Genomic DNA, 25,916 nt, shown 5'->3' on the forward strand with positions numbered 1-25,916 from the left:
CGGGGGCGGACCGGCCTCAGCCCGCGGTGCCCGACGGGGCCGCGGCTCCGCCCGCCGCGCCCCGCCGCCGGGCCGCGCGCCGGGCGACCGCCTTGGCGATCTTCTCGGCGTCCAGGGCGAGTTCGCGGAACATGCCGCTGATCGGGTTGGTGAACCCGGTGAAGTACAGGCCGGGCGCGTTCTTCGGGGTGCGGGCGCCGTGCACCGCCGGACGTCCGCGTTCGTCGAGCACGCCGAGGTGCCCCACGAGGTCCTCCAGCGCCCGCTCGTACCCGGTCGCGGCGATCACGGTGTCCGGGGCGATGCGGGTGCCGTCCGCGAGCAGCGCCTTGCCGTCCTCGAAGCCCTCCACCGCCGCCACGACCTCGACCTTCCCCGTGCGGACGGCGTCCACGAGACCGACGTCCTGGACCGGGATCGCGCCCTGGCCCACCCGGGAGTAGAGCCCGGTGCCGGGCCGGGGCAGGCCCTGGGCCGAGAGGTCGGGCACGGTCAGCCGCTCCAGCGGGCGGGCCAGCGCGTCCACCATGCGGACCGGCAGACGGCGTACCGCGATGCCCGTGTACTGCGCGGCCCAGCCCGCCGTGGAGCGCCGGACGATGTGGGGGGCCGTGCGCACCGAGAGCCGGACGCGCGCGGCTCCGCCCTCCACCAGGTCCACGGCGATCTCGGCACCGGTGTTGCCGGCGCCGACGACGAGCACGTCGCGGCCCGCGTACGGCCCGGGGGCGCGGTACGCCCGGGCGTGCAGCAGCTCGCCGGTGTAGGTGTCGCGGCCGGGCCAGCGGGGGACGCGCGGGGTGTGGTTGTGCCCGGTGGCGACCACCACGGCGCTGCCGGTCAGCTCCCGGCCGCCGGTCGCGCGCAGCAGCCAGCCGTCGCCGCCGGGGGCGGGCTCGACGCGGGAGACCTCGACGCCGGTGACGATCTCCAGCCGGTGGTGCTCGGCGTACTTCTCCAGGTAGCGCACCACGTCGTCGCGCGACACCCAGCGGCCGAACCGGCGGGGCATGGCGAGTCCCGGGAGCGCCGAGAGGCGCCGGGTGGTGTGCAGGTGCAGCCGGTCGTAGTGCTGCCGCCAGGACGCCCCGATCCGGTCCGACTTCTCCAGCACCACGGCCCGGACGCCCCGCGCGCGCAGCGCGTGGGCCACGGCGAGTCCTCCCGGGCCGCCTCCGATCACGTACACCGGGCGGTCCTCGTGGGAGGGCACCGGGCGGGATGTCGTGGAAGCAGTGGAGTCGGCCATGTGCGCGAGCGTAATCACGACTTCGGTTGATAGGTCTCGGTCAAGACCGGAATCGGGTTGCGAACTGATCACGACTGGGGAGGCGGGGCGCGGCCGTTGGCGTAGGCCGCCTCGTCACGGCGGGACCGGCGGCCGGTGTCCGGTCGGGCCCCGGCGGGAGGCGCGCGCCGGACACGGGAGGAGGGGCGTCCGCCGTCCGGTGCGCGGGCCCGGCGCGGTCGGCGGCCCGCCGGTTCTGCCGCGGCGGCCCGCCCGGAGCGGCCGCTCGCGCCCCCGGCCGGAGGGTCCGCGACCTGAGGGGACCGGGCCGGTCACCTCGCGTACGGGCGCTTCCCGTACGGGATGTGACGCATCGTCATGCCGGTGGGCGGGGTGTGGCCCTGTGAGCGCGGCCCCCGAATCGGCCCGGCGCCCTCGCGCACCGGGTTCCCGCCGTCGTCGTCGCCGCCGACCGCGCCGTGGAGGCGCGGTCGGCGGCCGAGGAGGACGGGTGCGCGCCGGAGGACCTGCGGATCGGGGGCGGCCCGCAGGGCGCGTCGCGCTCGGGTGCCCCCGTCCTCCGGGCATCCGCCCGTCCTCCGGGCGTCCGCGTCCCCGGCCGGGGCGGTCCAGGACGTGACCGGAGGGGACGCAGGGGTTTCAATGGCTGGATGGCCGAGGTCCACGAGCAGTTCGCCGTCCGCCCCTTCCCCGAGCTGACCGGGCTCGGACTGCGGCTGCGCGCCTGGGACGCGGAGTCCGACGCCGACGTCGCGGCCTACCTGCGCGGCCTGACCGATCCGGAGTTCCGGCGCTGGAACACCCCGCTGCGCCCCGTCCACGGCATCGACGACGCCCGGCGGTCGCTGCGGGCCCGGCTCGCGGGCGCGGCCGACGGCAGCGCCGTCTCGTTCTGCGTCACCGACGCGGAGGGCGGCGCGGCGCTCGGCCACATCGGTCTCAACGAGATCGACCACGTCATGAGCTGCGCCCGCGTCGGCTACTGGGTCCTCCCGGAGGCGCGGGGCCGCGCGGTCGCCACCCGCGCGCTGACCCTCGCCGCCCGCTACGGCTTCACCGGCCTCGCCCTGAACCGCCTCGACCTCGGCCACGCCGTCGGTCACGCGGTGTCCTGCCGGGTCGCCGAGCGGTGCGGGTTCCGTGCCGAGGGGACCCTGCGCGGGGCGATGTTCGAGGAGGGCCGCCGCGACGCGTTCCGGGACGTCCACCTGCACGGCCGGGTGAGAAGCGACCCGGAGCCCGCCCCCGCGGAGTGAGGACCCCCGGCGGGACCCGCTGCCCCGCCGGGACCCACTGCCCCTCCGGGAACTCCGGGCGCCCGGCGAACGGGCGGCGGCGGCCGGGGCCGGGACCGGGCGCCGCCGCCCCGCGCACCCGCGCGCGCCTCACGGCCACAGCAGCTCGCGGGCCCACCCCCCGGTGGTGCGGCGGTAGACGAGCCGTACGTGCCGGCGGCGGGCGTCGCCCTGGAAGAACTCCACCTCCTCCGGGCGGAGCCGGTACAGGGTCCAGGTGGGGGCCGGGGCGTCCGGGGACCGCTCGGCCTGCCGCCAGGCGGCGTCCGAGGCGCGCTCCAGGTCCGTCAGGGAGGGCAGCACCTCGCTCTGCCGGCCCACCAGAGCGGCGGCCAGCGCCCCGGTGGAGCGGGCGTGCAGATCACGCAGGCTCTCCTCGGCGGAGGCGACGCCGACCGGGCCCCGGACCCGGACCTGGCGCCCCTGCGCGGGCCAGTAGAAGCCGAGCGCGGCGTGCGGGCGGGCGGCGAGCTGGCGGCCCTTGCGGCTCGTCGCGTGGGTGGCGAACGCCCAGCCGTGTTCGTCCGCGCCGTGCAGCATCACCGTGCGGACGTCGGGCAGGCCGTCCTCGTCGGAGGTCGCCAGCGCCATGGTGTGCGGCTCGGTCTGTCCCGCCGCCGCGGCCTGGGCGAGCCAGTGGGCGAACAGCTCCAGCGGGTCCGCCGGGGCCCGCCCCGGGTCGAAGTCCGGCAGCTCGGTGTCCCACACCCGCAGCGACCTCAGCAGCTCGTGAAGATCCGGTTCCATGCGGTCGAGTATCGCTCCGGGCCCGCGCCGCGGGGTGCCCCTCCGGCCCGGGGCGGCGCCACCGCGTCCGCCGGGCGGCACCGGCCGTCCGCGCCGGACGCCACCGTGCGCCGGGGACGGGGGCCGCGCCGGCGCATCCAGTACGCCTCCCGCTACCGCGCCCGGCGTCCGCCGCACGGGCGGAACGGGCTCCGCCCCTCCGCCGGGCGGAACGGGCTCCGCGGGTCCGGGGGCCGGGCTGAAGGGGCTCCGCGGGTCCGGGGGCCGGGCCGACGGGCCGCCGTGCTCGCCGCCGAGGGTGTTGCTCGCCGCCGAGGGTGTACGCCTCGTCGACGGCGGGCCCGCGCGGCCGGGACCGGCGGGTGGGGAGGTGCGCGGCGCGGGAGCGGGGCCGGCCGGGGCGGCGGCCCCGGCGGCGGGGGAGGGGCGGGCCCGCGGCGCGGCAGGGCCGGTGGCGTCCCTCGGGCCCGGGAGTCCCGGGGCGCGACGGCCGGGGCGGAGCGCGGCCCCGGCGGCACCCGGCCCGGCCCCGGCGGCACCCGGCCCGGCCCTGGCAGCGCAGCGGGCGGCAGCCGGCCGGAGCGATGCTCCGGAGCGAACTGCCGCCCGCCTGACAGGAAGTGGGGCGCAGGGAAGCGGACGGGCTACTTCGTCGGCTTCTTCCCGGTGACACCCAGATACACCAACAGCGCGAGGTTGGGCCGGAGTTCGGCCTGCTTGACGCCCCACGTCTGGAAGCCCTTCTGGTGCGAGGCGACCGCGGAGAGCATGGCGACGAGCGACCCGGCCACGGCGGCCGGGTTGACGTCCTTGTCGACCCTGCCCTTCGCCTGGAGGTCGGCCACCGAGTCGGCGAGCGAGTTGTTCACGGAGTTGAGGATCTTCAGGCGGAGCTTGGAGAACCGCTTGTCGCCCTCGGCCGCGCCGAGGTCGACCACGCGCAGGATCGCGTCGTTCTTCCGCCAGAACTCCAGGACGCCGTCCACGAGTTCCTGCGCGGTCTGCCAGCCGGCCTTGCCCACCCAGGAGCGTCCTTCGAGGAGCTGGGTGAGGCCGGCGCCCTCGGCGGCCATGCGCTCGGCGATCTCCAGGACGGCTCCCTCGACGTCCGGAAAGTACTGGTAGAAGGTCGCCGGGGACGTGCCCGCCTTCCGGGCGACGTCGATGACTTTGACATCCCGGTAGGGCGAGGAGCTGAGCATCTCGCTGAGGCAGTCGAGCAGCTTCTGCCGGGTCGCCTGACCACGCCGTCCGGCCACGCGACCGTCGACGGTACGCACTTGTCCTGTCATGCCGTCAGCTTACCGAGGGGTGATCGGAGCGCGATTCGGCCGACTGCAAATGGGGTGCGGCCCCTTGGAGCCGGGCCCGCGACGGTGCGTCCGAGGGGTGTCACCGGCGCGGATGCGCCCGCTCTGCGGGATGCGGGCGGGCCCGTTAGCTTGAGCCCATGGCCGAAAATGCCCCTGCCGCCTTCCCCGAGGGCGTGCCCTGCTGGGTCGACGCCCAGCTGCCCGACGTGGAGGCGGGCAAGCGCTTCTACGGCGAGCTGTTCGGCTGGACGTTCCCGCGGCCGGCGGAGCCGGCCGGGCCGGAGGCGGCGGCGCTGCCCATGGTCCTCGCCGAACGCGACGGCGCTCCGGTCGCCGGGCTCACCCCGAAGACCGACGGCCGCATGCCGACCGTGTGGACGGTGTACTTCGCGACGCCGGACGTCCGGGCCCTGTGCCGGCGCGTCACGGCGGCGGGCGGCGGGATCATCACCGCGCCCACCGGGCTGGCCGGCCCCTCCGGCCCCCTGGGCAGCGCCGCCCTCGTCACCGACCCGGAGGGCGCCGTCCTCGGCCTCTGGCAGGCCGACGGCCACGCCGGGTTCGGCCGCCGCCACGCACGCGGCACCTTCTGCTGGGCCGAGCTGTACGCCCGGGACACCGCGACCGTCGACCGCTTCTACGGCACCCTCTTCCACGACGCGCTGTTCGGCCCCGACGCGACCCCCGACTTCGGCCGCGTCCCGGTCACCGGCGTCTTCCCCGCCGAGATGCCGCCCCACTTCCTCGTGCACTTCGGGGTCGGCGACTGCGAGGAGGCGCTGCGCAGCGTGGGCCGGCTCGGCGGCCGGGTCCAGGTGCCGCCCTTCGAGGCGTCCTACGGACGGGTGGCCGTGGTCACCGACAACCAGGGCGCCTCGTTCGCCGTCCTCGAACGCTGACGCGGTCCCCGGCGCCGCCGGCCGCGGGTGAGGGGCGCGTCCGAACGGGTGCCTCCCCGGTGAGGGGCGTCATTCGGCCGCGATGCGCCGCGCCGGACCGCCCGCCTCCCCGCCCGGCCGGGTGTTTTGTCCGGAGACATCCCGATCCGTAACCGGGTTCGCAACCTGTGGCTCGGCCAGGAAGAATCGGGGTGCGTGCCGCCGCGGCGGTGCGGTGGTGAGACGCTGCACTGGGTCGCGTTCACTCGTGGACGACGCGACCCGTACGGGGAGGTGGCAGGCAAGTGGTGGATCAGCTGACGCAGCACGATCCGCGGCGGATCGGGCCGTTCGAGGTGCTGGGACGGCTGGGTGCCGGCGGCATGGGGCTGGTCTATCTCGCGCGGTCGGCCTCCGGGCGGCGCGTGGCGATCAAGACCGTCCGGACGGAACTCGCCGAGGACCAGCTCTTCCGGGTCCGTTTCTCGCGCGAGGTCGAGGCGGCCCGCGCCGTCTCCGGCTTCTACACGGCGGCCGTGGTCGACGCCGACGCGCGCGCCGCGGTGCCCTGGCTCGCCACCGCCTACGTCCCCGCCCCCTCGCTCGAGGAAATAGTGAACGAGTGCGGGCCGCTCCCGGCCCAGGCGGTGCGCTGGCTCGCGGCGGGCGTCGCGGAGGCGCTCCAGTCGATCCACGGCGCGGGGCTCGTCCACCGCGACCTGAAGCCGTCGAACGTGCTGGTCGTCGAGGACGGACCGCGGGTGATCGACTTCGGCATCGCGTCCGGGGTGTCGAACACCCGGCTGACCATGACGAACGTCGCGGTCGGCACCCCCGCGTACATGTCGCCCGAGCAGGCCAAGGACTCGCGCAGCGTGACCGGCGCGAGCGACGTCTTCTCGCTCGGCTCGATGCTCGTGTTCGCCGCGACCGGACACGCGCCCTTCCACGGCGCCAACCCGGTCGAGACGGTGTTCATGCTGCTGCGCGAGGGGCCGGACCTGGCGGGGCTGCCCGACGAACTGCGCCCGCTGATCGAGTCCTGCATGCAGATGGACGCCACGGCCCGCCCCAACCCCGCCGATCTCCAGGCCCAGCTCGCCCCGCACCTCTTCGGCTCCGGCTCCGACGACAGCGGGACGGCCTCGGCGTGGCTGCCCGAGCGGGCGGTGGGCCTGATCGAGACGCGCCGCGGCGGCCGTCCGTCGGTGCGGCCCGCCACCGCGGGGCGTGGCGGCCGGCCGGCCGTGCCGCCGCCCCCCTCGCAGCCGCCGGTGCCCGTCGGCGCCCCCGACACCGGGCCGGTGCGCCTCGCGGGCGGCAAGGTGCCCATCGGCCCCGGCCCGCGGGTCGCCGACGCGCGGGCCGCGGCCGTGCAGGCGCCCCCGCCGGAGGCCGGTCTCGCCGCGTCCTGGTCCCGGCCGCGCGCCGGGGTGAACGGCGCCGACCCCGCGCCCACCGTCGCCCCGCCCGCCGCCCCGGCCGAGGCGCCCGCCGGCTGGCGCCCCTGGCGTTTCCGCATGTCGAACGACGTCTGGGGCACCCCGTCGGTGGCCGGCGACCTCGTCTACGTCACCTCGTTCGAGGTCCACGCCCTGGACGTCGCCACCGGCCGCCGCCGCTTCAAGACGCGGGACGTGGCCTGGTCGACGGCCGTCGCGGACGGCCGCATCCACGCCTCCGACGGGCCGACGCTGTTCGCGCTCGACGCCCGCGAGGGCACCGACCTGTGGCGGCTGTCCACGGACGCCTGGGTGTACTCGCTGAAGGCCGACCGGGGCACGGTCGTCACCGGCACCCGCGGCGGCGGCGTCCAGGCGTGGGAGGCGTCGACGGGGCGGAAGCTGTGGGAGATCACCGGGGCGCAGACGGACTTCGAGTCCCCGGAGGCCGGCCCCGCCGTCCACGACGGCACGGTGTACGTGTGGAAGGACGCCCGGCTGCGCGCGGTGGACGCCCGGACGGGCGAGGAGCGCTGGTCCTACCCCATCGGCGACGCGGCCTCCTGCGGCGGCGTACCGGTGCGGATCACCCCCGCCCCCGACGGCTACGCGTACATCTCCGCCGGTACCCGCGTCCTCGCGGTGGACGTGGCGTCCGGCCGGGTGCGCTGGCACTTCGAGGCTCCGGCGGTGTTCCTCAGCCCGCCCGCCTTCGCGCCGGGCCCCGCGGTGACGGGCGGCGGCGTCTACCTGGCCGACTACCTGGGCACGGTGTACGCGCTGGACGCCACCGACGGCCGCGACCGCTGGCGCATCGCCACCGAGGCGCGCGCCTCGATCGACCCGGTCCTCGTCGCGGCGGGCCACGTCCACGTGGGCAGCGGCCGGGGGCTGTACACGCTGGACGCGGTGACCGGCACGCCCAAGTGGCGCTTCCAGGCCGGCGGCGACCTGGTCGGAGCTCCGGCCGTCGCCGAGGGCCGAATCCACTTCGGTTCGACGGACCACCTGCTGTACACCCTCAAGGCCGACGACGGCCGGCTCCGCTGGAAGCTCGCGACCGGCGGCGAGATCACCGGCGCCCCGGTGGTCCGGGACGGTGTCGTGTACGCGTGCAGCAAGGACCGCTGCGTGTACGCGCTGGACGCGGAGAAGGGGACCGGCACGGCCCGGACCGCCTGAGGCCGGCCGGGCGCGCCCCGTACCGGAGTGCGCCCGGCCGCCCTGGGTAGGGTGTCGGCATGTACACGCGGGGGCGCACACTCAGGTTTCTCAGGTTCACGGCGGTGTCGGCGGCGGTGGTGCTGGCACTGACCGGTTTCTCCACGGGCCGCGGCCACAAGAGCCGCAGCCACCACCACAGCAGCGGCGGCGGATGCAGCAACTCCCGCCAGGACCACGACAGTTCGTCCTCGTCGTCTTCGTCGGGCGGCGGCTCGTACGGCGGGAGCGCGTCCCGCGACCCCTACGGCGGCTCGTCCGCCGACCCCTACGGCTCGGGGACGAGCACCGGCGGTACGTACCGCTCCCGGCCCACCCACCGCTCCACCGCCTCCGCCACCGGCACGGCCCGGCCGCCGAAGGACGGCACCGCGGTGCTCGTGACCTGCGCCGACCCGGACGATCCGTACACCACCGTCGAGGTCGCCAACCCCAACGGGCGCGAGGCCCTCTTCACGGTCACGGTGGACTACGAGGACGCGGCCGGCTCGACCCTGGCCGAGACGACCGGCCAGGTGCGGGTGCCGGCGAACGGCAGGAAGAACCTCCGGGTGGCCGCCGCCTCCACCGGGGCCGTGGACCGCATCGACCGCTGCGCCGTCGACCGGCGGGCCGTCGCCGACCGCTGACCGCGGCCCGCGCCCCGCGCGTCCGGGACCCCCGGGCCGGCGGGCCGCGAACGGCCGGAGAGCCGTGGGTGCCGGCCGCACGAGCACGCGCCGCCCCTCCCCGGCACACCGCGGCCCGGGGGCCGGCCCCGGGACGCCTCTCGGTCCCTCGGCCGGCCCCCGGGCACACGTCGGCCGCGGCGGCTCCCCCTCCGCGCCGCCGCGGCCCTTCCCCGTGTGGTGCGGTCCTAGGCGGGGTTGTCCGTCACGTGGGTGTTGTCCGGCGTCGCCTCGCCGTCCGTCGTGCCGAGCGGCTTGATCGGGCTGCTCGTCACATGGGTGTTCAGCGGCGTGATCTCCTCGCCGTCCTCACCACCGGTGACGTGGGTGTTGTCGGGCTCGGCGATCGTCTTCCGGGTCTCGCTCATGGTGCTGCCTCCCCTTTGGTGGCTCATTCTGGGACTACGGGGCCCGCCCGGCCATTCCCCCGAGGACGGCCGGGCGGGCCACTCGGGTCGCCCACCCTAGACTGCGAGTTCGGCGACCACTGGCGGCGGTCCGTCTGCCCCCCGACGCGACGGATCGACACGACAGAGACTGCCGGTCGGCGATAAACGAACGATGAACGACCGCTGCGCCCGGCCCCGGCGCCGGCGGCCGGCTACGCCGCGGCGACCGGAGTCAGCAGCGTGCGGACCTCCGCGGCCTCCGGGGAGTCCAGCTTCTCGTAGATCTCCAGGGCCTCGCGCCAGCACACCTGCGCCCGCCCCGGCTGGCCGATTCCGTTCAGCGACTTGCCCAGCACGGTCAGCACGTTGCCCCGGCGCCACTCGCCGCCGATGCCGCGCAGCACGGTGAGCGCCATCTCCGCGTTGCTCGCCGCGCGGGCCGGCGTGCGGGCGTCGAGGTCGACCTCGGCGAGCCGGCACAGCGCCATCCCCTCCCAGAGCCGCTGGCGGCTGTCCCGGAAGACCCGCAGCGCCTCCTCCAGTTCGGCGGTGGCGTCGGCGTGCCGGCCGCTCTTGCCCAGCGCCATGCCGAGCGCGTACCGGCCGTTGGCCACCCGCAGGGAATGGCCGAGCGTCTCGTAGATCTCCGTCCCCTGGCCCGCGAGGACGACGGCGCTGTCGGCGCGGCCCGTGGCGAGGTGCAGGCGCGACAGGTTGCACAGCGGGCTGGCCGAGCCGGCCAGGTCCCCGCAGCCGCGGAACTCCTCGATGGCGCGGCTGAAATACGCCTCGGCGTCGGTGTAGCGCTTCTGGTAGAAGGCGATGCTGCCGAGGATGTTCGCCGCCCAGCAGCAGGGCAGCGGGTCCTCGGACGCCTCGGCGGACCGCAGAGCCTGCTTGGCCTCCCTGTACGCCTGGTCGAACACGCCGGAGAACAGCAGGGCGTTGCTCAGCACCACCCCCGCCCGCCCCTCGGCCCGGGTGTCGGCCGCCGTGCGCGCCGCGTCCCGCAGGGCGGCGGCGGCCGCCTCGTACTCCTTGGAGTTGGCGCCGGACTCGGCCAGGTCGACCGCCGCCCACAGCAGGTCGATGGCGCGGCGCAGCGTCGGCCCGGTGGCCGACTGCCGCACGCAGGCCAGCAGGGGGACGGCCTCCGAGTACAGCCAGTCCCAGGATGCCTTGCGGTCGGCGAAGGCGAGGCCCGCGGTGCGGGTCGGCTCCAGATGGTCCACCAGCCGGTCCCCGGGCCGCTCCAGGGCGTAGACCCCGGCCGCCGTCGCGAGGTAGAAGTCCAGCAGCCGCGACATCGCCGCCGCCCGCTCCGTCGGGGGGTGCTCGTCGCGTTCGGCGCAGGCGCGCGCGTACAGGCGGACGAGGTCGTGGTAGCGGTAGCGGCCGGGGGCGGCGGACTCCAGGAGCGAGGTGTCGACCAGCGACTCCAGGAGGTCCTCGGTGTCCTCGGCCGGGAGGTCGAGCACGGCCGCCGCGGCGGCGAGGGAGATGTCGGGGCCGTCGGCCAGGCCCAGCAGGCGGAAGGCGCGGGCCTGGGCGGGCTCCAGCTGGCCGTAGCCGAGTTCGAAGGTGGCCTTCACGGCCAGGTCGCCGGCCTGGAGTTCGTCCAGCCGGCGCCGCTCGTCGGCGAGCTTCGCCGCGAGCACCGACACCGTCCAGGTGCGCCGCGCGGCGAGCCGGGACGCCGCGATGCGGATCGCCAGCGGCAGGAACCCGCACGCGGCGACCACGTCGAGCGCCGCCTCCCGCTCGGAGGCGACCCGTTCGTCTCCGACGATCTTCGTGAAGAGCTGGAGCGCCTCCTCGGGGGACATCACGTCGAGGTCGACGAGGTGCGCCCCGGCGAGGCCGACCATCCGTATCCGCGAGGTCACCAGCGCGGCGCAGCCCTCGGTGCCGGGCAGCAGCGGGCGCACCTGGGCGGCGTCCCGGGCGTTGTCGAGCAGGACGAGGACGCGCCGGCCGTCGAGGACGGAGCGGTAGAGCGCCGAGCGCTCCTCCAGCGAGTCGGGGACCGCGGTGTCCGGTGTGCCGAGGGCCCGCAGGAAGGAGCCGAGCACCGCCTCCGGTTCGGCGGCCCGCGATCCGGCTCCCTGGAGGTCGACGTACAGCTGTCCGTCGGGGAAGGCGCCGCGCGCCTGGTGCGCCACGTGCACCGCGAGGGTCGTCTTGCCGACGCCGCCGATGCCCGCCAGCGCGGACACCGCCATGACGCGCCCCTCCTCGGAGGAGGCGGCGGCGAGCACGTCGCTCAGCTCCCGGACGAAGGCGGCACGGCCGGTGAAGTCGGTCACGGTGGCCGGGAGTTGGGCCGGCCGGACCGGGGCCGGCGCCGGTTCCGCCGCCGGGGCGGAGGGCTCCGCCAGACCGGGGTCGGCCTGGAGGATGCGCTGCTGGAGCTCGCGCAGGCCCGGGCGGGGGTCCACCCCCAGCTCGTCGGCGAGCAGGCGGCGGGTGTCGGCGAACACGGCGAGCGCCTCGGCCTGCCGGCCGGAGCGGTACAGGGCCAGCATGAGCAGCTCGCGCAGCCGCTCGCGCAGCGGGTGCGCCGCGGTGAGCGCGGTGAGTTCGGAGACGGCCTCCGCGTGGCAGCCCTGCTCCAGGTCCATGTCGAGCCGTGCTTCGAGGAGTTGCAGGCGCCACTCCTCCAGCCGGGCCCGCTGCGTCTCGGCGTAGGGCCCGGGGATGGAGGCGAGCGGTTCGCCGTCCCACAGGGCCAGGGTGGTGCGCAACAGGTCGCGGGCGCGCGGCAGATCGCCCTCGGCGCGCGCCTTGTCGGCGAGGCCGGCGAGCTCCAGGGCGCGGGTGTGGTCCAGGGCTCCCTCGCCCAGGGAGCGGATGGCGTAGCCGCCGGACTCGCTGACCAGCACCTCGGGGCCGAGCGCCTTGCGCAGCCGGGAAGCGTACGTCCGCAGGGCCGCCAGCGCCTGGGAGGGCGGTTCGTCACCCCACAGGGCGTCGATGAGTTCGGCGGCCGTGGCCGTGCGCCCCTCGCGCAGCAGGAGCGCTGCCAGCAGCGCGCGCTGCTGCGGGGACCCGGCCGGCAGCGCCTCGTCGCCGAGCCACGCGCGCACCGGTCCGAGCACGCCGAAACGCAACGCGGCGGGCTCCTTCGAACCCGGGCGCCGCTGCTCCGGTACCCGCGGCACACCGTCCATCGCTGTCCCCCTGCCGAACGTCAGTACAACGAGGCCAGTTTGCCTTGTTCTCGGGGGATGCGTCAGCCGTGCGAGACGGCGATCACAGGGTGGGGCACGGGTGCCGCACCGGACCCTCACGCCGCCTCCGCACCCGTCCGGCGCCATCGGCGCTGCTCGGTGCGCGGTCCCCGCCCCGGTAGCGGCGGTACAGGGCGTCCTGGCAACAGAATTGACGGAGCGTCATCAGCGCGATCGCCGACGGTGCGGGGCCGTGACGGGCCGTCCGGCGCGGGTCGGGGCTCGCCGGGTCGGGTTCCGTGCGCCGCACCCCTCGCGGCGGGGCACGGGCGGTCGTCCGGCCGGGGCGGGGTGGTCCCGGGGCCGCGATGGGGGTGCCGAGGCGGTCCGGGTGCAGCGACGGCCGGGGCGGGCCGCCGCCGCGACCGGGGTGTCGCCGGGTCCGACCGGGCCGCTGGAAGGCGGTTCCGCGGCACCGCGCGGACGGGACGGCGGGGCGCGGCGCGCGAGCGAGGCGAGGACGGCCGGCGGCCCGCGCCGACCCGGGCCGGCCGGGGGTGCGGCGACCGGCTCCTCTCGGGTGGGTAGCGTTGATAACGCTATGGTGTTAGCGTTGCTATCGCCGGGGCGGTGAACGCCGTTACCCCTCCCACGGGACAAGGAGCAACGCCATGAACGCCCAGAACCCCGCGACCGGACGGTCCGCCGACGCGCCGCGCGTCGCGATCGTCACCGGCGGCTCCCGCGGCATCGGCCGCGCGACCGCCGAACGCCTGGCCCGCGAGGGATACGCCGTCGTCGTCAATTACGCGGGCGACGCGGCCGAGGCGGACAAGGCCGTCGCGGCGATCGGCGCGGCGGGCGGACAGGCCGTCGCCTTCCGGGCCGACGTCGCCGAGGAGAGCGAGGTCGCCGCCCTCTTCGACGCCGCCGAGCAGACCTGGGGCGGTGTCGACGCGGTGGTGCACGCGGCCGGCGTGATGACGCTGGCCCCGCTCGTCGCCCTCGACCTCGACGCGCTGGACCGGATGCACCGCACCAACGTCCGCGGCACGTTCGTCGTGGACCAGCAGGCCGCACGCCGGCTGCGCGCGGGCGGCGCGATCGTCAACTTCTCCAGCTCCGTGCTGGCCCTCGCCCTGCCCGGCTACTCCGCGTACGCCGCCACCAAGGGCGCCGTCGAGGCCGTCACCCTGATCCTCGCCCGGGAACTGCGCGGCCGGGACATCACCGTGAACGCCGTGGCCCCCGGCCCGACCGCCACCGCGCTGTTCCTCGACGGCAAGGACGAGGAGACGATCCGTCGGATGGCGGCCCAGCCCCCGCTCGAACGGCTCGGCACGCCGGAGGACATCGCCGCCGCCGTCGCCTTCCTCACGGGCCCCGACGGCCGCTGGGTCAACGGCCAGGTGCTGCGCGCCAACGGCGGCATCGCCTGACCTCCCCCACCGCCCACCGCCCACTGCCCACCGCCCCGCGAGCCGTCGGGCCGTCCCGCCCGCCCGGCGTCCGGCCCCGGGGGGCCCTCCGGCCCGCCCCGGCCACGTCCAGGAGCCCTGCCGTGAGCCACTGCGCCGACCGACCGCCGGCCGCCGGCCGCCGCCCCGGGGAACGCCCCGGCGCGCCGGGGGAGCAGGCCGCCCCCGCCCGCGCCCCACGCGACACCGGCATCCCCGCCGGGCGGCCCCTCCAGGGGTACGCCGATCCCGCGGCCGACGGACCGGCCGCGTCCGCCGCCGCCGCGGACCGGGTCCGTGCCGCGTTCCGCACCCGCGTCGGCCTCGCCGCCGGAGCGGCTCCGCTCCCGGTGACGGTGTGAGGGGCGGGCCGCGCGGCACCCCGGCCGCCGGGAGCGGCTCGGTGCCGGAGCACGGGCCGGCCTCGGCTAGCGTCACCTCCGTGAGTACCAGAGCGCGCATCCTCGAAGTGGCGGCCGACCTGGTGGCGCGGTCCCCCGACGGGGACGTGTCGACCCGGGCGGTCTGCGAGGCCGCCGGCGTCGGCGCCCCGGCCCTCTACCGCCACTTCGGCGACAAGGAGGGCCTGCTGTCGGCGGTCGTCGACCACGGCTGGGAGCGGTACCTGGCGAGCAAGCGGCGGCGCGCCCCCGGCAGCGACCCCGTCCAGGACCTGCGCGACGGCTGGGACAGCCACACCGGGTTCGCCCTGGCCAACCCCAACCTCTACCGCCTGATGAACTCCCCGGCGATGCGTACCCCGCCCGCCGCGGCGCTGGAGTCGCACCGCATCCTCACCGACGACCTGCGCCGCGCCGCCGAGCAGGGCAAACTGCGGCTGACGCCCGAACTGGCCGCCCAGATGATCATGTCCGCCAATGTCGGGGTCTGCCTGATGGCGGTGTCCCGTCCGGCGACCTTCACCGACCCCTCGCTGTCGCGCCGGGTCCGGGACGCCGTGCACGCCGTCGTCTTCACCCCCGACGCGACCGCGACCGAAGGGCCACAGGCCGCCGCCCCCGACCCCGCGGCCCCCGGCGTCCCCGCCACCGCCACCCGCCTCGGCGCGCTGCTGCGGCAGAGCCCCGCACCCGACTTCTCGGCGGGGGAGTCCGCCCTCCTCGGCGAGTGGCTGGAACGCCTCTCCAACACCCCCCGACCGGCGGCCGGACCCGCTCCCGGGGCCGGCCGTCCTACCGGGCCCGACCGAGGAGGATCGGACGCGTGACCGCGGCCGGCGCGCCCGGCAGGGGACCGGCGGCCGGTCCCGTCGCGAACAGGGCCCGCCGCGCCATCCCCGTCCCGGACTCGTCCCCGCCCATACGGCTGCTCCCCGCGACGCGGCTCCGAAGCGCCCCGTCGGTCCCGGCCCCCGGCCCTTCACGGTGGCCTCCGGCCGTGAACGGCGGTGCACGGGACGGTGAGCGGACCGGGGCGGCTCGTGAACGGCCCGCCCGGCCGCCCGATCCGGCCGCGCCCGGGAACCCCTGATCAGCGCGATCGTATGCTCGGGGGATGACGACCTCCGCGACTCCCGGATCCGGGCCGACGGCGAACTCCATGCGGCGCGCGCTCAAACGCGCGCGGGACGGCGTCGCGCTCGACGCGACCGAGGCCGCGGTGCTGCTCCAGGCCCGCGGCCACGACCTCGACGACCTGGCCGCCTCCGCCGCCCGGGTGCGGGACGCGGGCCTGGACGCGGCGGGCCGGCCCGGGGTCATCACCTACTCCAAGAGCGTCTTCGTCCCGCTCACCCGGCTCTGCCGCGACACCTGCCACTACTGCACCTTCGTCACCGTCCCCGGCAAGCTGCGCCGGGCCGGCCAGGGGATGTTCATGTCCCCCGACGAGGTCCTCGACATCGCGCGCCGGGGCGCCGCACTCGGCTGCAAGGAAGCGCTGATCACCCTCGGCGACCAGCCCGAGGACCGCTGGCCCGAGGCCCGCGCGTGGCTGGACGCGCACGGCTACGACGACACGATCGCCTACGTCCGGGCCATCTCGATCCGCATCCTGGAGGAGACGGGCCTGCTGCCCCACCTCAACCCGGGGGTCCTGTCCTGGACCGACTTCCAGCGGCTCAAGCCCGTCGCACCGTCGATGGGCATGATGCTGGAGACCACCGCGACCCGGCTGTGGTCCGAGCCCGGCGGCCCCCACCACGGCTCCCCCGACAAGGAGCCCGCGGTCCGGCTGCGGGTCCTGGAGGACGCCGGCCGCTCCTCCGTCCCGTTCACCAGCGGACTGCTCATCGGCATCGGCGAGACCTACGAGGAGCGCGCGGACTCGCTGTTCGCGCTGCGCCGCGTCTCCCGCGCCCACCACGGCATCCAGGAACTGATCATCCAGAACTTCCGCGCCAAGCCGGACACCGCCATGCGCGCGGCGCCGGACGCGGAACTGGACGAGCTGGTCGCCGCCGTCGCCGTCGCCCGGCTCATCATGGGCCCGGCCGCCTGCCTCCAGGCGCCGCCCAACCTCGTCGACAGCGCGTACGCGCGGCTCATCGGCGCCGGCATCGACGACTGGGGCGGGGTGTCGCCGCTGACCATCGACCACGTCAACCCCGAACGCCCCTGGCCGCAGATCGACGTGCTGCGCGAGCAGTCCGCCGCCGCGGGCTTCGACCTGCGCGAACGCCTCTGCGTCTACCCCGAGTTCGTGCGGCGCGGCGAGCCCTGGCTGGACCCGCGCCTGCTGCCGCACGTGCGCGCGCTCGCCGACCCGGAGACCGGCCTCGCGCTGCCGGACGCGGTCGTCACCGGCCGGCCCTGGCAGGAGCCCGAGGAGGCGTTCACCGCGACCGGCCGCACCGACCTGCACCGCACCATCGACACCGAGGGCCGCACCGGCGACCGCCGCGCGGACTTCGACGCGGTGTACGGCGACTGGGAGTCGCTGCGCGAGGCGGCGGCCCCCGGCATGGTGCCCTCGCGCATCGACACCGACGTCCGCACCGCGCTGGCGACCGCCGCCGACGACCCCACGAAGCTGACCGACGACGACGCGCTCGCCCTGCTGCACGCCGACGGGCCGGCGCTGGACGCCCTGTGCCGTATCGCCGACGACGTCCGACGGGCCGCGGTCGGCGACGACGTCACCTACATCGTCACCCGCAACATCAACTTCACCAACGTCTGCTACACCGGCTGCCGTTTCTGCGCTTTCGCCCAGCGCCGCACCGACGCCGACGCCTACACGCTGTCCCTGGAGCAGGTCGCGGACCGCGCCGCCCAGGCGTGGGACGTCGGCGCGGTCGAGGTGTGCATGCAGGGCGGCATCCACCCCGACCTGCCGGGCACGGCCTACTTCGACATCGCCCGCGCGGTCAAGGAACGCGTCCCCGGCATGCACGTCCACGCCTTCTCGCCGATGGAGGTGGTGAACGGCGCGACCCGCACCGGGCTGTCCATCCGCGAGTGGCTGACCGCCGCCGGGGAGGCGGGCCTGGACACCATCCCGGGCACCGCCGCGGAGATCCTCGACGACGAGGTCCGCTGGGTCCTGACGAAGGGCAAGCTGCCCGCGGCGACCTGGATCGAGGTCGTCACCACGGCCCACGAACTCGGCATCCGCTCCTCCTCCACGATGATGTACGGCCACGTCGACCAGCCCCGCCACTGGCTCGGCCACCTGCGCACGCTCGCCCGCATCCAGCAGGAGACGGGCGGCTTCACCGAGTTCGTCACCCTCCCCTTCATCCACACCAACGCCCCCGTCTACCTGGCCGGCATCGCGCGCCCCGGCCCCACGACCCGCGACAACCGCGCGGTCGTGGCGATGGCCCGCCTGCTGCTGCACCCGCACATCCCCAACATCCAGACCAGTTGGGTCAAGCTCGGCACCGAGGGCGCGGCCGAGATGCTCCGCTCCGGGGCCAACGACCTCGGCGGCACCCTGATGGAGGAGACCATCTCCCGCATGGCGGGCTCCGCCTACGGCTCCTACAAGTCGGTCGGGGACCTCGTCGCGATCGCGGAGGCGGCGGGCCGCCCGGCCAGGGCCCGCACGACGACCTACGGCGAGGTCCCCGAGGAGCGCCGCCGGGCGGCGGCGGCCTCGGACGGCCATCTGCCGGAGCTGCTGCCGGTGTTGGAGTGACAGCAAACCCGTTCGTCGGTGTCGGTGCCCCCTGTTAGCTTCGAGCCGCCCGTGTGATCCGCGGGCTTCCGAAGCTGACAGGGGTGGAGCACGTGAACACAGTCCGAAGGGTCGGCAGACGCAGACGGCTGGTGGTGGCCGGCTGCGCGGCGGCGCTGCTGGCGGGTACCGCCGGCACGGCGAGCGCGGTGGAGAACCTGCCGCCCCGGCAGCCGCTCGTCCAGGACCTGCGGACCGGCGGCAAGGCCTGCGCCACCGGCGACGACACGGTGTACGTGGCGACGCCGCCGCGGCTCGACGCCGTCCTGTACGACCCGGAGGAGGACAACCAGCCGTCCGAATACAGCCCGGTCACCGCTGAGTTCGAGGCATGGTGGACCGACGCGCAAGGGGTCGAGCAGCGTCGCACCCACACCACCACGGCCGCCGGTTCGGGGTCCCCGCAGTACTGGACCCTGCCGTCGGAGATCCCGGCGGACACCGTCGTCTCCTGGCACGTGCGCGCCGACGACGGCACGGCGACCTCCGCGTGGAGCGACGAGGGCGACGGCTCCGTCTGCTCGTTCGTGTACGACGACGTGAACCCCGAGAAGGCCGGCGTCACCTCGCCCGAGTACCCGACCCCCGATGACGCCTTCTGGGTCGACGGGGTCGGTGTCTACGGCCACTTCACGGTGGACTCGCCCTCGGACGACGTCGTCGCCTACGCCTACGGCTTCCTGGGCGGCCCGAACGGGACGGCCGCGGCGGAGCGTCCGGGCGCGGCGGTCACCCTGCCGTACCTGCCGCTCACGTCCGGTCCCAAGGCGCTGACGGTCCGCGCGATCGACAGGGCCGGACGCAGCAGTGGCGAGACTCGGTACGAGTTCAACGTCAAGGCGGGCCGCGCCCCCGTGGCCCGCTGGAAGCTCGACGACCCGGCCGGGTCCCGGTCCGCCGCCGCGGTCGCGGGCGATGCGGCCCGCGCGGGCATCGGGGTGACCTTCGGCGGCCCGGCCCCCGCGGGTACCGAGGCCACCGCCGCGGTCTCCCTCGACGGCAGCGGCCACGGATTCCTCACGCCGGACGTCCCGGCCGTCGACCTCCGCACGTCCTTTGCGGTGAGCGCCTGGGTGCGGCCCGCCGAGACGGGCCGGACCATGACGGTCGCCAGCCAGGACACCGCCGCCGGCAAGCCCGGTTTCACCCTTGGCCTGCGGTCCCAGGACTCCGGCCCGGTCTGGTCGTTCGCGATCGGCGGCGCCCGGGTCACGGGCGGCGCGCCGGAGACCGGCGAATGGGCCCACCTGCTGGGCCTCTACGACGCGGAGACCGGAACGGCACGGCTCTACGTCAACGGCCACCGGACCGGCACCGCGGCGCAGGCGTCGCCCGCCGAGACGACCGGCGCCTTCCAGATCGGCCGCGCCCGGGGCGCCGCCGGCTACCGCGACCGGTGGCACGGCGAGGTCGGAGACGTCCGGGTCCACGACAGGGTCGTGGTGCCGGACGAGATCACCGAACTGGCGCGGCGCACGCCGAAGCTGCTCGGCCACTGGTCCGTGGAGACCGCGACGGACGGCGTGAGCCCGGAGCAGTCGGACGGCCCGCCGTTGCGGCTCGCCGCCGGTGCGACGATCCACCGCGGCTCGGACGGCTCGTGCATCCCGGAGATCGATCCGGACTGCACCTACGTGCCGCCGGCGCTGGTCGGCGACGGACATCTGCGTCTGGACGGTGAGAGCGGGTACGCCGCCACCGCCGGGCCGGTCGTCGACACCGGGGACAGCTTCACGGTCGGCGTCGTCGTGCGGCTCGCGGACTCCGCGCCCGCGCATCCGATGGCCGTGCTGTCGCAGGCCGGCGAGCACACGGACGCCTTCACCGTGCGGTACGAACCCTCCGGCCACGCCTGGCAGCTCGTCATGCCGGTGCGGGACGAGGCGGGCGCACCCGAGACGGTGGTGTCGCAGGTCGTGGCCGCGGACGGCGGCCAGGGACCGGGCCACCGCCTCGCCGTGGTCTACGACGACGGCGCCGACACGATCAGGTTGTACGCCGACGGGCAGGCCGGTACAGAGGCCACCGCCGTCTTCGCGAACGGCTGGCACAGCGCCGGCGCCCTCCAGATCGGCCGGGCCACGGTCGGCGACGGCTGGGGCGAGTACCTGCACGGGGACGTGGACGAGTTGCAGGCGTACGCCGGTGCGCTCCGGGACAAGGACGTCATCGGCCTGGGCCACGGTACGGACCCCTGCCTGTGCTGACCCGACCGCCCGCACGCGGCGGTCCCTGAATCCGGAGTTCCGGCCGCGCGCCGCTCCGACGGCCCGCAGGAGTCCCGCTCCTGCGGGCCGTCGTGCGCCTGCCGCCTCCCCGGCCGGCGCGCGGAGCGTTCACCGACATCTGGTTGCAATGGCCCGAACGACCTTCGTTGCGTTATGTCCTTTTCCGTTGCAATGAATTTGCTGCATCTAGCTGGCGTAATGCTGATATTGCGCAACGGCATGGTTGCCTGAAGTGTGAATGCAACGTAGCGTTTGTGGTGTCAGAAACAACGAGACGAAGGAATCACGATGCAGAAGTTCGCCACTCCCGCCCCGATCTCCGCCGTCCTCGCGATCCCGGCCGGCCACGTCCGCCTCGTCGCCGCCGACGGCACCGACACCGGCGTCGAGATCCTGCCCGCCGACCCCTCCAAGGGCGCCGACGTGAAGGCCGCCGAGCGGATCGACGTCAGCTGCTCCGACGGAGTGCTGCGCGTCGAGGCCGCGGAGGCGGGCAGCCGCCTCACGGGGACGGACTCCGGGGCCGTCGACGTCACCGTCCGCCTTCCCGCCGGCTCCCACGTCGAGGCGCGGACGGCCGCCGCCGACATCAGCGGCACCGGACGCCTCGGCGACGTCACTCTCGACGCCGCCCAGGGCACCGTCACGCTCGACGAGGCCGGCAGCGCCCGCATCACCCTCCTCGCCGGCGATATCACCGTGCGCCGGCTGGGCGGCCCCGCGGAGATCAGCACCCGCAAGGGCGACCTGACCGTCGCCGAGGCCACCCGCGGCACCGTCTCCCTGCGCACCGAGGCCGGCCACATCACCGTCGGCGCCGCGCCCGGCGTCTCCGCCACCCTCGACGCCGGCACCGGGTACGGGCGGGTCGACAACGCCCTGACCAACACCGCGGGTGCCGCCGCCGGCCTCGCGATCCACGCGACCACCGCCTACGGCGACATCACCGCGCGCAGCAACTGAACGGCGGCGGCGTCCTGCGGCGGCGTCCTCCGGCGGTGCCCGGAGCGCGCCTGCCGCCCCCTCGGCGCCGGGGCCGGACCCTCAACCGACCGTTCCCGTTCGATTACAGTGCTGAGCTGTCGGACGTGCGGACGGTGCCTGGGGAGGTCTCGGTGGGTGCGACAGCCGGTGCCGTCTGGGGACGCGCCGAACAGCAGGACTTCCGCAGCCGGGTGCGCGGGACCCTGCTCGGCGCGGCCGTCGGCGACGCCCTGGGCGCCCCCGTCGACCGGCTCGCGCTGGAGCAGATCCGGGAGGCGCACGGCGCCGAGGGACTCGTCGACCTGGCCCCCGCGTACGGCCGGCGGGGCGCCGTCACCCACCTCACCCAGCTCACCCTCTTCGGCGTCGACGGACTGATCCGCGCGCAGGTGCGCCGGGACACCGGGGCCTGGCACCCGCCCACCGACGTGCACCGCGCCTACCGCCGCTGGGCGGCCACCCAGAGCGACTGGGGGCCCGACGAGCGCCGCAAGGACGACGGCTGGCTGGCCCGCGAGGAGTGGCTGTACGCCCGCCGCGACCCCGCCAGACCGTGTCTGCTCGGCCTCGGCGACGCCATCATGGGCACGCTGGACGCCCCGAAGAACCCGGGCGAGCGCGGCCCGGAGGCCGTCGCCCGCTCCGCGCCCTTCGGTCTGCTCGTCGGCTGGGAGCCGCACCTCGTGATGCAACTCGCCGTCGAGTGCGCCGCGCAGACCCACGGGCATCCCGCCGCCTACCTGTCCGCGGGCGCGTACGCCGTCGTGGTGCACGCGCTCGCCCGCGGCGAGAGCCTCGACGCGGCCGTGCAGCAGGCGCTCGCGCTCCTCGCGGGCCGTCCGGGGCAGCAGCCGGTCGCCGACGCCCTCCGGCACGCCCTGGGCGCCGTGCGGCAGGGGATGCCGTCGCCCGGCCGGGTCGGGGAACTCGCCGGGGACGGCGGCGCCGAGGAACTGCTCGCCGCCGCCGTGTACTGCGTCCTGGTCGGCGACGACGTCCGGCACGGGCTGTGCCTCGCCGTGAACCACGGAGGCCCGTCCGCCGCGACCGGAGCCCTCACCGGGGGACTGCTGGGCGCCCTGCACGGCGAGACCGCGCTCCCGCCGGCCTGGCTGGCCGAACTGGAGGGCAGGCCCTCGGTGCTGGTGCTCGCGGACGACTTCGCGATGGAGATGACGCAGGGCCCCGCCCTGCACGGTCCCGCGGGCTCCTCCCCGGGCTGGCTCGCCCGCTACCCCCGGGCCTGAGCGGGCCGAGCGGCCGGCCCGGAGGGGCGGCCGGGTGGGTGGTCCGGAGGGGCGGCCGGGCGGGTGGTCCGGTCGCTCCGTGACCGTCGTCCCGCCGCCTCCGGCTCGGTGGCCGGGCGGGCGCCGGCCGGACCGTCGTCCGCCTCGGGCTTCCCACGGCGGACCGTCGTCCCGCCTCGGGCTTCCCGCGCCGCACGGGGGACGCGGGCGGGGCCGGCGACGACGCACCCGCCGCGCAGCCCGGGCGCGGACGGGCGGGCCGGGCCGTCCGAGCGGACCGGGCGGGCCCCTGCGCCGCCGGCCGGGCGCCGAGTCCGGGTACCCAGGCCCGCCGTCGCCGCCGAAGGCCGCCGCCGCGGGCCGCGACCCGGGCGGCGGAACCGGTCCGGCCGAACCGTTCCGTCGCCCGGAAAGGGAAGGGCCCCCTCGGCCAGGACGGCGGACCGGTCGAGAGGGCTCTGTCGGTGAAGCGTATGAAGTTGTGTGGGCTCACGCGGCGTCAGACGAGGTCGGAGGCTCCCCGCGCGACCTCGGCCACGAAGGTGTTCCACGCGTCCGCGGGGAAGGCCAGCGTGGGGCCCGCGGGGACCTTGGAGTCGCGCACGGACAGGGCCGCGAGGACGGGGGACTTGACCTCGACGCAGGCGCCGTTGCCGGTGGAGTAGGAAGACTTGGTCCACGTGTCGGTGGCGCCCTGCTGAATAGCCATGATCGCTCCAGAAAGCAGTCGTTCTTCGGTGAGTTGCCCTCATCGACGCCATCGACGCGCTGTCACCGTGCCGCAAGGCCCCTGACGGAACCCGCCGCTCGGTTTGCGCCAACGTTGTTGACTCGGTGGCGTGATCGACGCTACTCGCCACCATCGGCTGACGAAGCGACTATTCACTCGACCGGATGGCATATTCCATGGGGGTCTTCCGCCGTGGGCCGTCCACGGTGTAAGGTCCGGCTCCTTCTTCGCGGTGGGCCGTCAGACGGCCCGCGGAGCGCCCGCACGGCGTCCCCCGCCGGCCCGGTTCCCCCGCCCGGCCGGCCCCGGTTCCCCGCTCCGCCCCCGCGTCCACGTCACCGGGCGTAGTCCTTGGCGATGTCCGCGATGAACTGACGGGACTGCTCCACGTTCAGCGCCTGCGCCCGCAGATGCTCGTACATCACGCTGTACTTCTGGACGTCGTTCGCCTTCTCCAGGTACAGGTCGCTCGTCACGCCCTCGATGTAGACCACGCTGGAGTCCGCCGCGTCGGGGAACTCCAGGATCGCGTACTGGCCGTTGAGACCCGGGTGGGCGCCCATCTCGAAGGGGATCACCTGCACGGTGACGTGCGGGAGTTGGGACTGCTCGACCAGGTGCTCCAGTTGCTCGCGCATCAGGGAACGGTTGCCGACCGCCCGGCGCAGGGCGGCCTCGTCCAGGACCGTCCACAGGCGCAGCGGGTTGTCCGGGGCGGAGATGCGTTCCTGCCGCTTCAGGCGCACCTGGACCCGCTTGTCGATGTCGGCCGGCGCGGTCTCCGGCAGCGCGCCGGCGATCAGGGCCTCCGCGTACGGCCGGGTCTGGAGCAGGCCCGGGACGACCTGCGGGTCGTACACGCGCAGACTCGCCGCGTCGGTCTCCAGGCCGATGTAGACGCTGTACGGGATGTCGCCGAAGGAGTGCCACCAGCCCTGCTGGCGCGAGTCCTTGGCCATCTGCATCAGCGAGTCGACGATCCGGTGGTCCTCGACCTCGTAGACGCCGCAGAGGTCGCGGACGTCGCGCTGGCTGATGCTGCGGCGCCCGTTCTCCAGGCGGCTGATCTTGGACTGGGAGACCAGCAGGCGCTCGGCGACCTCCTCGGCCGTCATGCCCTTGAGCTCGCGGAGCCGGCGCAGCTCCTGGCCCAGCCGGCGCCGCCGGACGGTGGGATTGACACTTGACGCCACGGGACGTGCACCTCCGGCTGCGGGCCTCTACTTTGCGTATCTGCTGTTGAGCAGATTGCCACCAAGGTGCTTTCTACCGCTGGGAAACAGCGGATATGCGCTGCGTACGCGGACATTCGGGGTTTCGGCCGGGTATCCGCGTCCGCGCGGGCCGCTCCCGCGGCGCACGGGGCCGCGTCCCCGCGTCCGGCCTGCCCCGTCCTGCCGCCGGCGGCGAACGCCGCGGGCCCGGCCCGCCCCCGGGCGGCCTGCCGCCCGCGCCCCGCCGGGAGACGAGGCCGAGCGGGGCGGCGGAACCGTGTCGTCGTCCCCGACGTACGGTCCCGTCGCCCCGCGCGAGCCGGCGGCTCCCGAACCGGATCATGGGGACTGCGGTGCGGCGCTGAGGTCCTGCGGCGGTGCCGGTGCTGCGGATGATGCCGTCGTGCGAGCGGTGCGGGTCGTGCGGTCCGCCGCGGGTCCGCGGCTCAGTGGACCACGGCGCGTGCCATCGACCCGTGGCGCGGCTGCATCGGAACACCGCGCGCGGTCTCCGGTGCGGACCTGACCCCGGCGGTGGCCGGACGGCCTGCCGGTGCCGGGCTGCGGCGCGGCTGTGCGGCCGCGCCGTTCTGGACGTCCATCACGGCGTGCGCCACGAGTCCGCCCATGGGGTCGTGCCTGATCAGGTCCCGCAGCCGGGACCGGGACGAGCGTCCCTCGTTCCCCGGATACAGGTGCTTGCCGAGTCCGACCGCGTGGGCCAGCGCGGCGAGCGCCGCGGTCCGCGGGTCCGGCGGGACGCCGGTGCGGATCGCGTTGTCCAGCCGGGCCCTGATCTCCCGGCTGATTTCCGTGTCCGTCGCCTGATAGCGAGTCGTCGGAAGCACCCCGCACATCTGGCCGGCCACGGCATGGACCATGCCGCACCTCTCCAGATGCGAGAGATAGGTCTGGCGCAGCCCCAGCCGGGGCCCGCCGATCCAGTTGACCGCGCGCACGGGCGCTCCGCGTCGGCGAAGCAGTTCCAACGCACAGTCGAGTGTCGGATCTCCAGTCGGCCGTGGCACCACCACGGCGATACGATCCCCGTCTGGGGCTATCCGTCCGGCCATCGCCAGCTCCACTAGCTGTGCTCCGGCCAGACCGAGGTCGAGCGACTGCGGCTGCGCGGTGGTACCCGTGGCCGGGTCCAACGCCAGCAGCAGAAGCTCCTCCGGAATTGTTCTGCGGCTCCTGCCCATCCATGCCTCCCCGCGTGGATGAATGACAGGGTGACCCCTCTCACATTGGTCTGTCGAGGGTGCGTGACCGGAATGTGGTGGAACCGGTAGGTATGTCGTTCTCGTCTACCGCAGGGGGGCGATCCCTCACACAGGACACTGGTACAGGGTTCGGACAGCGATGTCCGGGCGGCGGGTAGCGGGTACAAGGGTTTGACGGTTCGGTTCGGCGCGCAGTGCGCGCGCCGCATGGAGGAGGCATCGGTGGCGGGCGAGTCCCCCGACAGGTCGCAGCAGAACGAGTCGTCGGCGTCGTCGGCAGAAGCGACGCCGGTGACCCCGGCGCCGGTTCCGGGTCCGGCG

The 25,916-nt window shown here is 75.5% G+C and carries 19 protein-coding genes; 11 read left to right on the forward strand and 8 right to left on the reverse strand.

What is annotated here, in order from left to right:
* Positions 1 to 16: 16 nt before the first annotated feature.
* Positions 17 to 1,249 carry a flavin-containing monooxygenase gene (locus ACGFS9_RS02670; RefSeq protein ID WP_393250040.1) on the reverse strand — a complete coding sequence of 411 codons (1,233 nt, stop codon included), beginning with the start codon at positions 1,247 to 1,249 and terminating at the stop codon, positions 17 to 19.
* Positions 1,250 to 1,899: 650 nt separating this feature from the next.
* Between ACGFS9_RS02670 and ACGFS9_RS02675 the strand changes: the two genes are divergently transcribed.
* The gene (locus ACGFS9_RS02675; RefSeq protein WP_393250042.1) at positions 1,900 to 2,505 is read left to right on the forward strand and encodes a GNAT family N-acetyltransferase; all 606 of its coding nucleotides are present in this window, start codon (positions 1,900 to 1,902) and stop codon (positions 2,503 to 2,505) included.
* Positions 2,506 to 2,634: 129 nt separating this feature from the next.
* Here the strand turns inward: ACGFS9_RS02675 and ACGFS9_RS02680 are convergent, their stop codons facing one another.
* On the reverse strand, positions 2,635 to 3,291 hold the full coding sequence (locus ACGFS9_RS02680) for a pyridoxal 5'-phosphate synthase (RefSeq protein WP_393250044.1): 657 nt from the start codon (positions 3,289 to 3,291) through the stop codon (positions 2,635 to 2,637).
* Between the two features lie 644 nt (positions 3,292 to 3,935).
* A complete protein-coding gene (locus ACGFS9_RS02685; protein WP_393250509.1) occupies positions 3,936 to 4,571 on the reverse strand; it encodes a TetR family transcriptional regulator in 636 nt (211 codons plus the stop codon).
* Between the two features lie 170 nt (positions 4,572 to 4,741).
* Between ACGFS9_RS02685 and ACGFS9_RS02690 the strand changes: the two genes are divergently transcribed.
* The 3 genes from ACGFS9_RS02690 (at position 4,742) to ACGFS9_RS02700 (ending at position 8,774) form a co-directional block, all read left to right on the forward strand.
* A complete protein-coding gene (locus ACGFS9_RS02690) occupies positions 4,742 to 5,503 on the forward strand; it encodes a VOC family protein (RefSeq protein ID WP_393250046.1) in 762 nt (253 codons plus the stop codon).
* A 284-nt stretch (positions 5,504 to 5,787) separates the two neighbouring features.
* Positions 5,788 to 8,106, forward strand: a complete 2,319-nt coding sequence (locus ACGFS9_RS02695; RefSeq protein ID WP_393250048.1) for a PQQ-binding-like beta-propeller repeat protein — start codon at positions 5,788 to 5,790, stop codon at positions 8,104 to 8,106.
* Positions 8,107 to 8,165: 59 nt separating this feature from the next.
* Complete coding sequence (locus ACGFS9_RS02700; RefSeq protein ID WP_393250050.1) at positions 8,166 to 8,774, forward strand: hypothetical protein; 609 nt, start codon at positions 8,166 to 8,168, stop codon at positions 8,772 to 8,774.
* A gap of 227 nt (positions 8,775 to 9,001) precedes the next feature.
* Here the strand turns inward: ACGFS9_RS02700 and ACGFS9_RS02705 are convergent, their stop codons facing one another.
* The gene (locus ACGFS9_RS02705; RefSeq protein ID WP_393250052.1) at positions 9,002 to 9,181 is read right to left on the reverse strand and encodes a hypothetical protein; all 180 of its coding nucleotides are present in this window, start codon (positions 9,179 to 9,181) and stop codon (positions 9,002 to 9,004) included.
* Positions 9,182 to 9,414: 233 nt separating this feature from the next.
* The gene (locus tag ACGFS9_RS02710) at positions 9,415 to 12,372 is read right to left on the reverse strand and encodes a BTAD domain-containing putative transcriptional regulator (RefSeq protein WP_393250054.1); all 2,958 of its coding nucleotides are present in this window, start codon (positions 12,370 to 12,372) and stop codon (positions 9,415 to 9,417) included.
* A gap of 671 nt (positions 12,373 to 13,043) precedes the next feature.
* Here ACGFS9_RS02710 and ACGFS9_RS02715 point away from each other — a divergent pair.
* From ACGFS9_RS02715 to ACGFS9_RS02745, 7 genes are all read left to right on the forward strand, one after another.
* Positions 13,044 to 13,811, forward strand: coding sequence for an SDR family oxidoreductase (locus tag ACGFS9_RS02715; protein WP_393250056.1), 768 nt, complete (start codon positions 13,044 to 13,046; stop codon positions 13,809 to 13,811).
* A 122-nt stretch (positions 13,812 to 13,933) separates the two neighbouring features.
* On the forward strand, positions 13,934 to 14,191 hold the full coding sequence (locus tag ACGFS9_RS02720; RefSeq protein WP_393250058.1) for a hypothetical protein: 258 nt from the start codon (positions 13,934 to 13,936) through the stop codon (positions 14,189 to 14,191).
* 80 nt (positions 14,192 to 14,271) lie between these two features.
* On the forward strand, positions 14,272 to 15,057 hold the full coding sequence (locus ACGFS9_RS02725; RefSeq protein ID WP_393250060.1) for a TetR/AcrR family transcriptional regulator: 786 nt from the start codon (positions 14,272 to 14,274) through the stop codon (positions 15,055 to 15,057).
* Between the two features lie 287 nt (positions 15,058 to 15,344).
* Positions 15,345 to 17,930 carry a bifunctional FO biosynthesis protein CofGH gene (locus ACGFS9_RS02730; protein ID WP_393250062.1) on the forward strand — a complete coding sequence of 862 codons (2,586 nt, stop codon included), beginning with the start codon at positions 15,345 to 15,347 and terminating at the stop codon, positions 17,928 to 17,930.
* 131 nt (positions 17,931 to 18,061) lie between these two features.
* Positions 18,062 to 20,176: a LamG domain-containing protein gene (locus ACGFS9_RS02735; protein ID WP_393250511.1), complete on the forward strand. Its 2,115-nt coding sequence runs from the start codon at positions 18,062 to 18,064 to the stop codon at positions 20,174 to 20,176.
* 309 nt (positions 20,177 to 20,485) lie between these two features.
* Positions 20,486 to 21,160 carry a DUF4097 family beta strand repeat-containing protein gene (locus ACGFS9_RS02740; RefSeq protein ID WP_393250064.1) on the forward strand — a complete coding sequence of 225 codons (675 nt, stop codon included), beginning with the start codon at positions 20,486 to 20,488 and terminating at the stop codon, positions 21,158 to 21,160.
* Between the two features lie 152 nt (positions 21,161 to 21,312).
* Positions 21,313 to 22,428 carry an ADP-ribosylglycohydrolase family protein gene (locus tag ACGFS9_RS02745; protein ID WP_393250066.1) on the forward strand — a complete coding sequence of 372 codons (1,116 nt, stop codon included), beginning with the start codon at positions 21,313 to 21,315 and terminating at the stop codon, positions 22,426 to 22,428.
* Between the two features lie 499 nt (positions 22,429 to 22,927).
* Here ACGFS9_RS02745 and ACGFS9_RS02750 read toward each other — a convergent pair whose 3' ends face one another.
* From ACGFS9_RS02750 to ACGFS9_RS02760, 3 genes are all read right to left on the reverse strand, one after another.
* The gene (locus ACGFS9_RS02750; protein WP_393250068.1) at positions 22,928 to 23,137 is read right to left on the reverse strand and encodes a DUF397 domain-containing protein; all 210 of its coding nucleotides are present in this window, start codon (positions 23,135 to 23,137) and stop codon (positions 22,928 to 22,930) included.
* Positions 23,138 to 23,493: 356 nt separating this feature from the next.
* Complete coding sequence (locus ACGFS9_RS02755; RefSeq protein WP_393250070.1) at positions 23,494 to 24,351, reverse strand: helix-turn-helix domain-containing protein; 858 nt, start codon at positions 24,349 to 24,351, stop codon at positions 23,494 to 23,496.
* Positions 24,352 to 24,818: 467 nt separating this feature from the next.
* Positions 24,819 to 25,574, reverse strand: coding sequence for a GPP34 family phosphoprotein (locus ACGFS9_RS02760; RefSeq protein ID WP_393250072.1), 756 nt, complete (start codon positions 25,572 to 25,574; stop codon positions 24,819 to 24,821).
* Positions 25,575 to 25,916 lie beyond the last annotated feature (342 nt).

The organism is Streptomyces sp. NPDC048566 (genome assembly GCF_043199735.1).
Taxonomy (GTDB): domain Bacteria; phylum Actinomycetota; class Actinomycetes; order Streptomycetales; family Streptomycetaceae; genus Streptomyces.

What these genes read in the sequence shown, in the direction of transcription:
- ACGFS9_RS02670 (WP_393250040.1), bottom strand. Translation starts at nt 1,249, where the DNA reads ATGGCCGACTCCACTGCTTCCACGACATCCCGCCCGGTGCCCTCCCAC.
- ACGFS9_RS02675 (WP_393250042.1), top strand. Translation starts at nt 1,900, where the DNA reads ATGGCCGAGGTCCACGAGCAGTTCGCCGTCCGCCCCTTCCCCGAGCTG.
- ACGFS9_RS02680 (WP_393250044.1), bottom strand. Translation starts at nt 3,291, where the DNA reads ATGGAACCGGATCTTCACGAGCTGCTGAGGTCGCTGCGGGTGTGGGAC.
- ACGFS9_RS02690 (WP_393250046.1), top strand. Translation starts at nt 4,742, where the DNA reads ATGGCCGAAAATGCCCCTGCCGCCTTCCCCGAGGGCGTGCCCTGCTGG.
- ACGFS9_RS02700 (WP_393250050.1), top strand. Translation starts at nt 8,166, where the DNA reads ATGTACACGCGGGGGCGCACACTCAGGTTTCTCAGGTTCACGGCGGTG.
- ACGFS9_RS02705 (WP_393250052.1), bottom strand. Translation starts at nt 9,181, where the DNA reads ATGAGCGAGACCCGGAAGACGATCGCCGAGCCCGACAACACCCACGTC.
- ACGFS9_RS02710 (WP_393250054.1), bottom strand. Translation starts at nt 12,372, where the DNA reads ATGGACGGTGTGCCGCGGGTACCGGAGCAGCGGCGCCCGGGTTCGAAG.
- ACGFS9_RS02715 (WP_393250056.1), top strand. Translation starts at nt 13,044, where the DNA reads ATGAACGCCCAGAACCCCGCGACCGGACGGTCCGCCGACGCGCCGCGC.
- ACGFS9_RS02730 (WP_393250062.1), top strand. Translation starts at nt 15,345, where the DNA reads ATGACGACCTCCGCGACTCCCGGATCCGGGCCGACGGCGAACTCCATG.
- ACGFS9_RS02740 (WP_393250064.1), top strand. Translation starts at nt 20,486, where the DNA reads ATGCAGAAGTTCGCCACTCCCGCCCCGATCTCCGCCGTCCTCGCGATC.
- ACGFS9_RS02750 (WP_393250068.1), bottom strand. Translation starts at nt 23,137, where the DNA reads ATGGCTATTCAGCAGGGCGCCACCGACACGTGGACCAAGTCTTCCTAC.
- ACGFS9_RS02760 (WP_393250072.1), bottom strand. Translation starts at nt 25,574, where the DNA reads ATGGGCAGGAGCCGCAGAACAATTCCGGAGGAGCTTCTGCTGCTGGCG.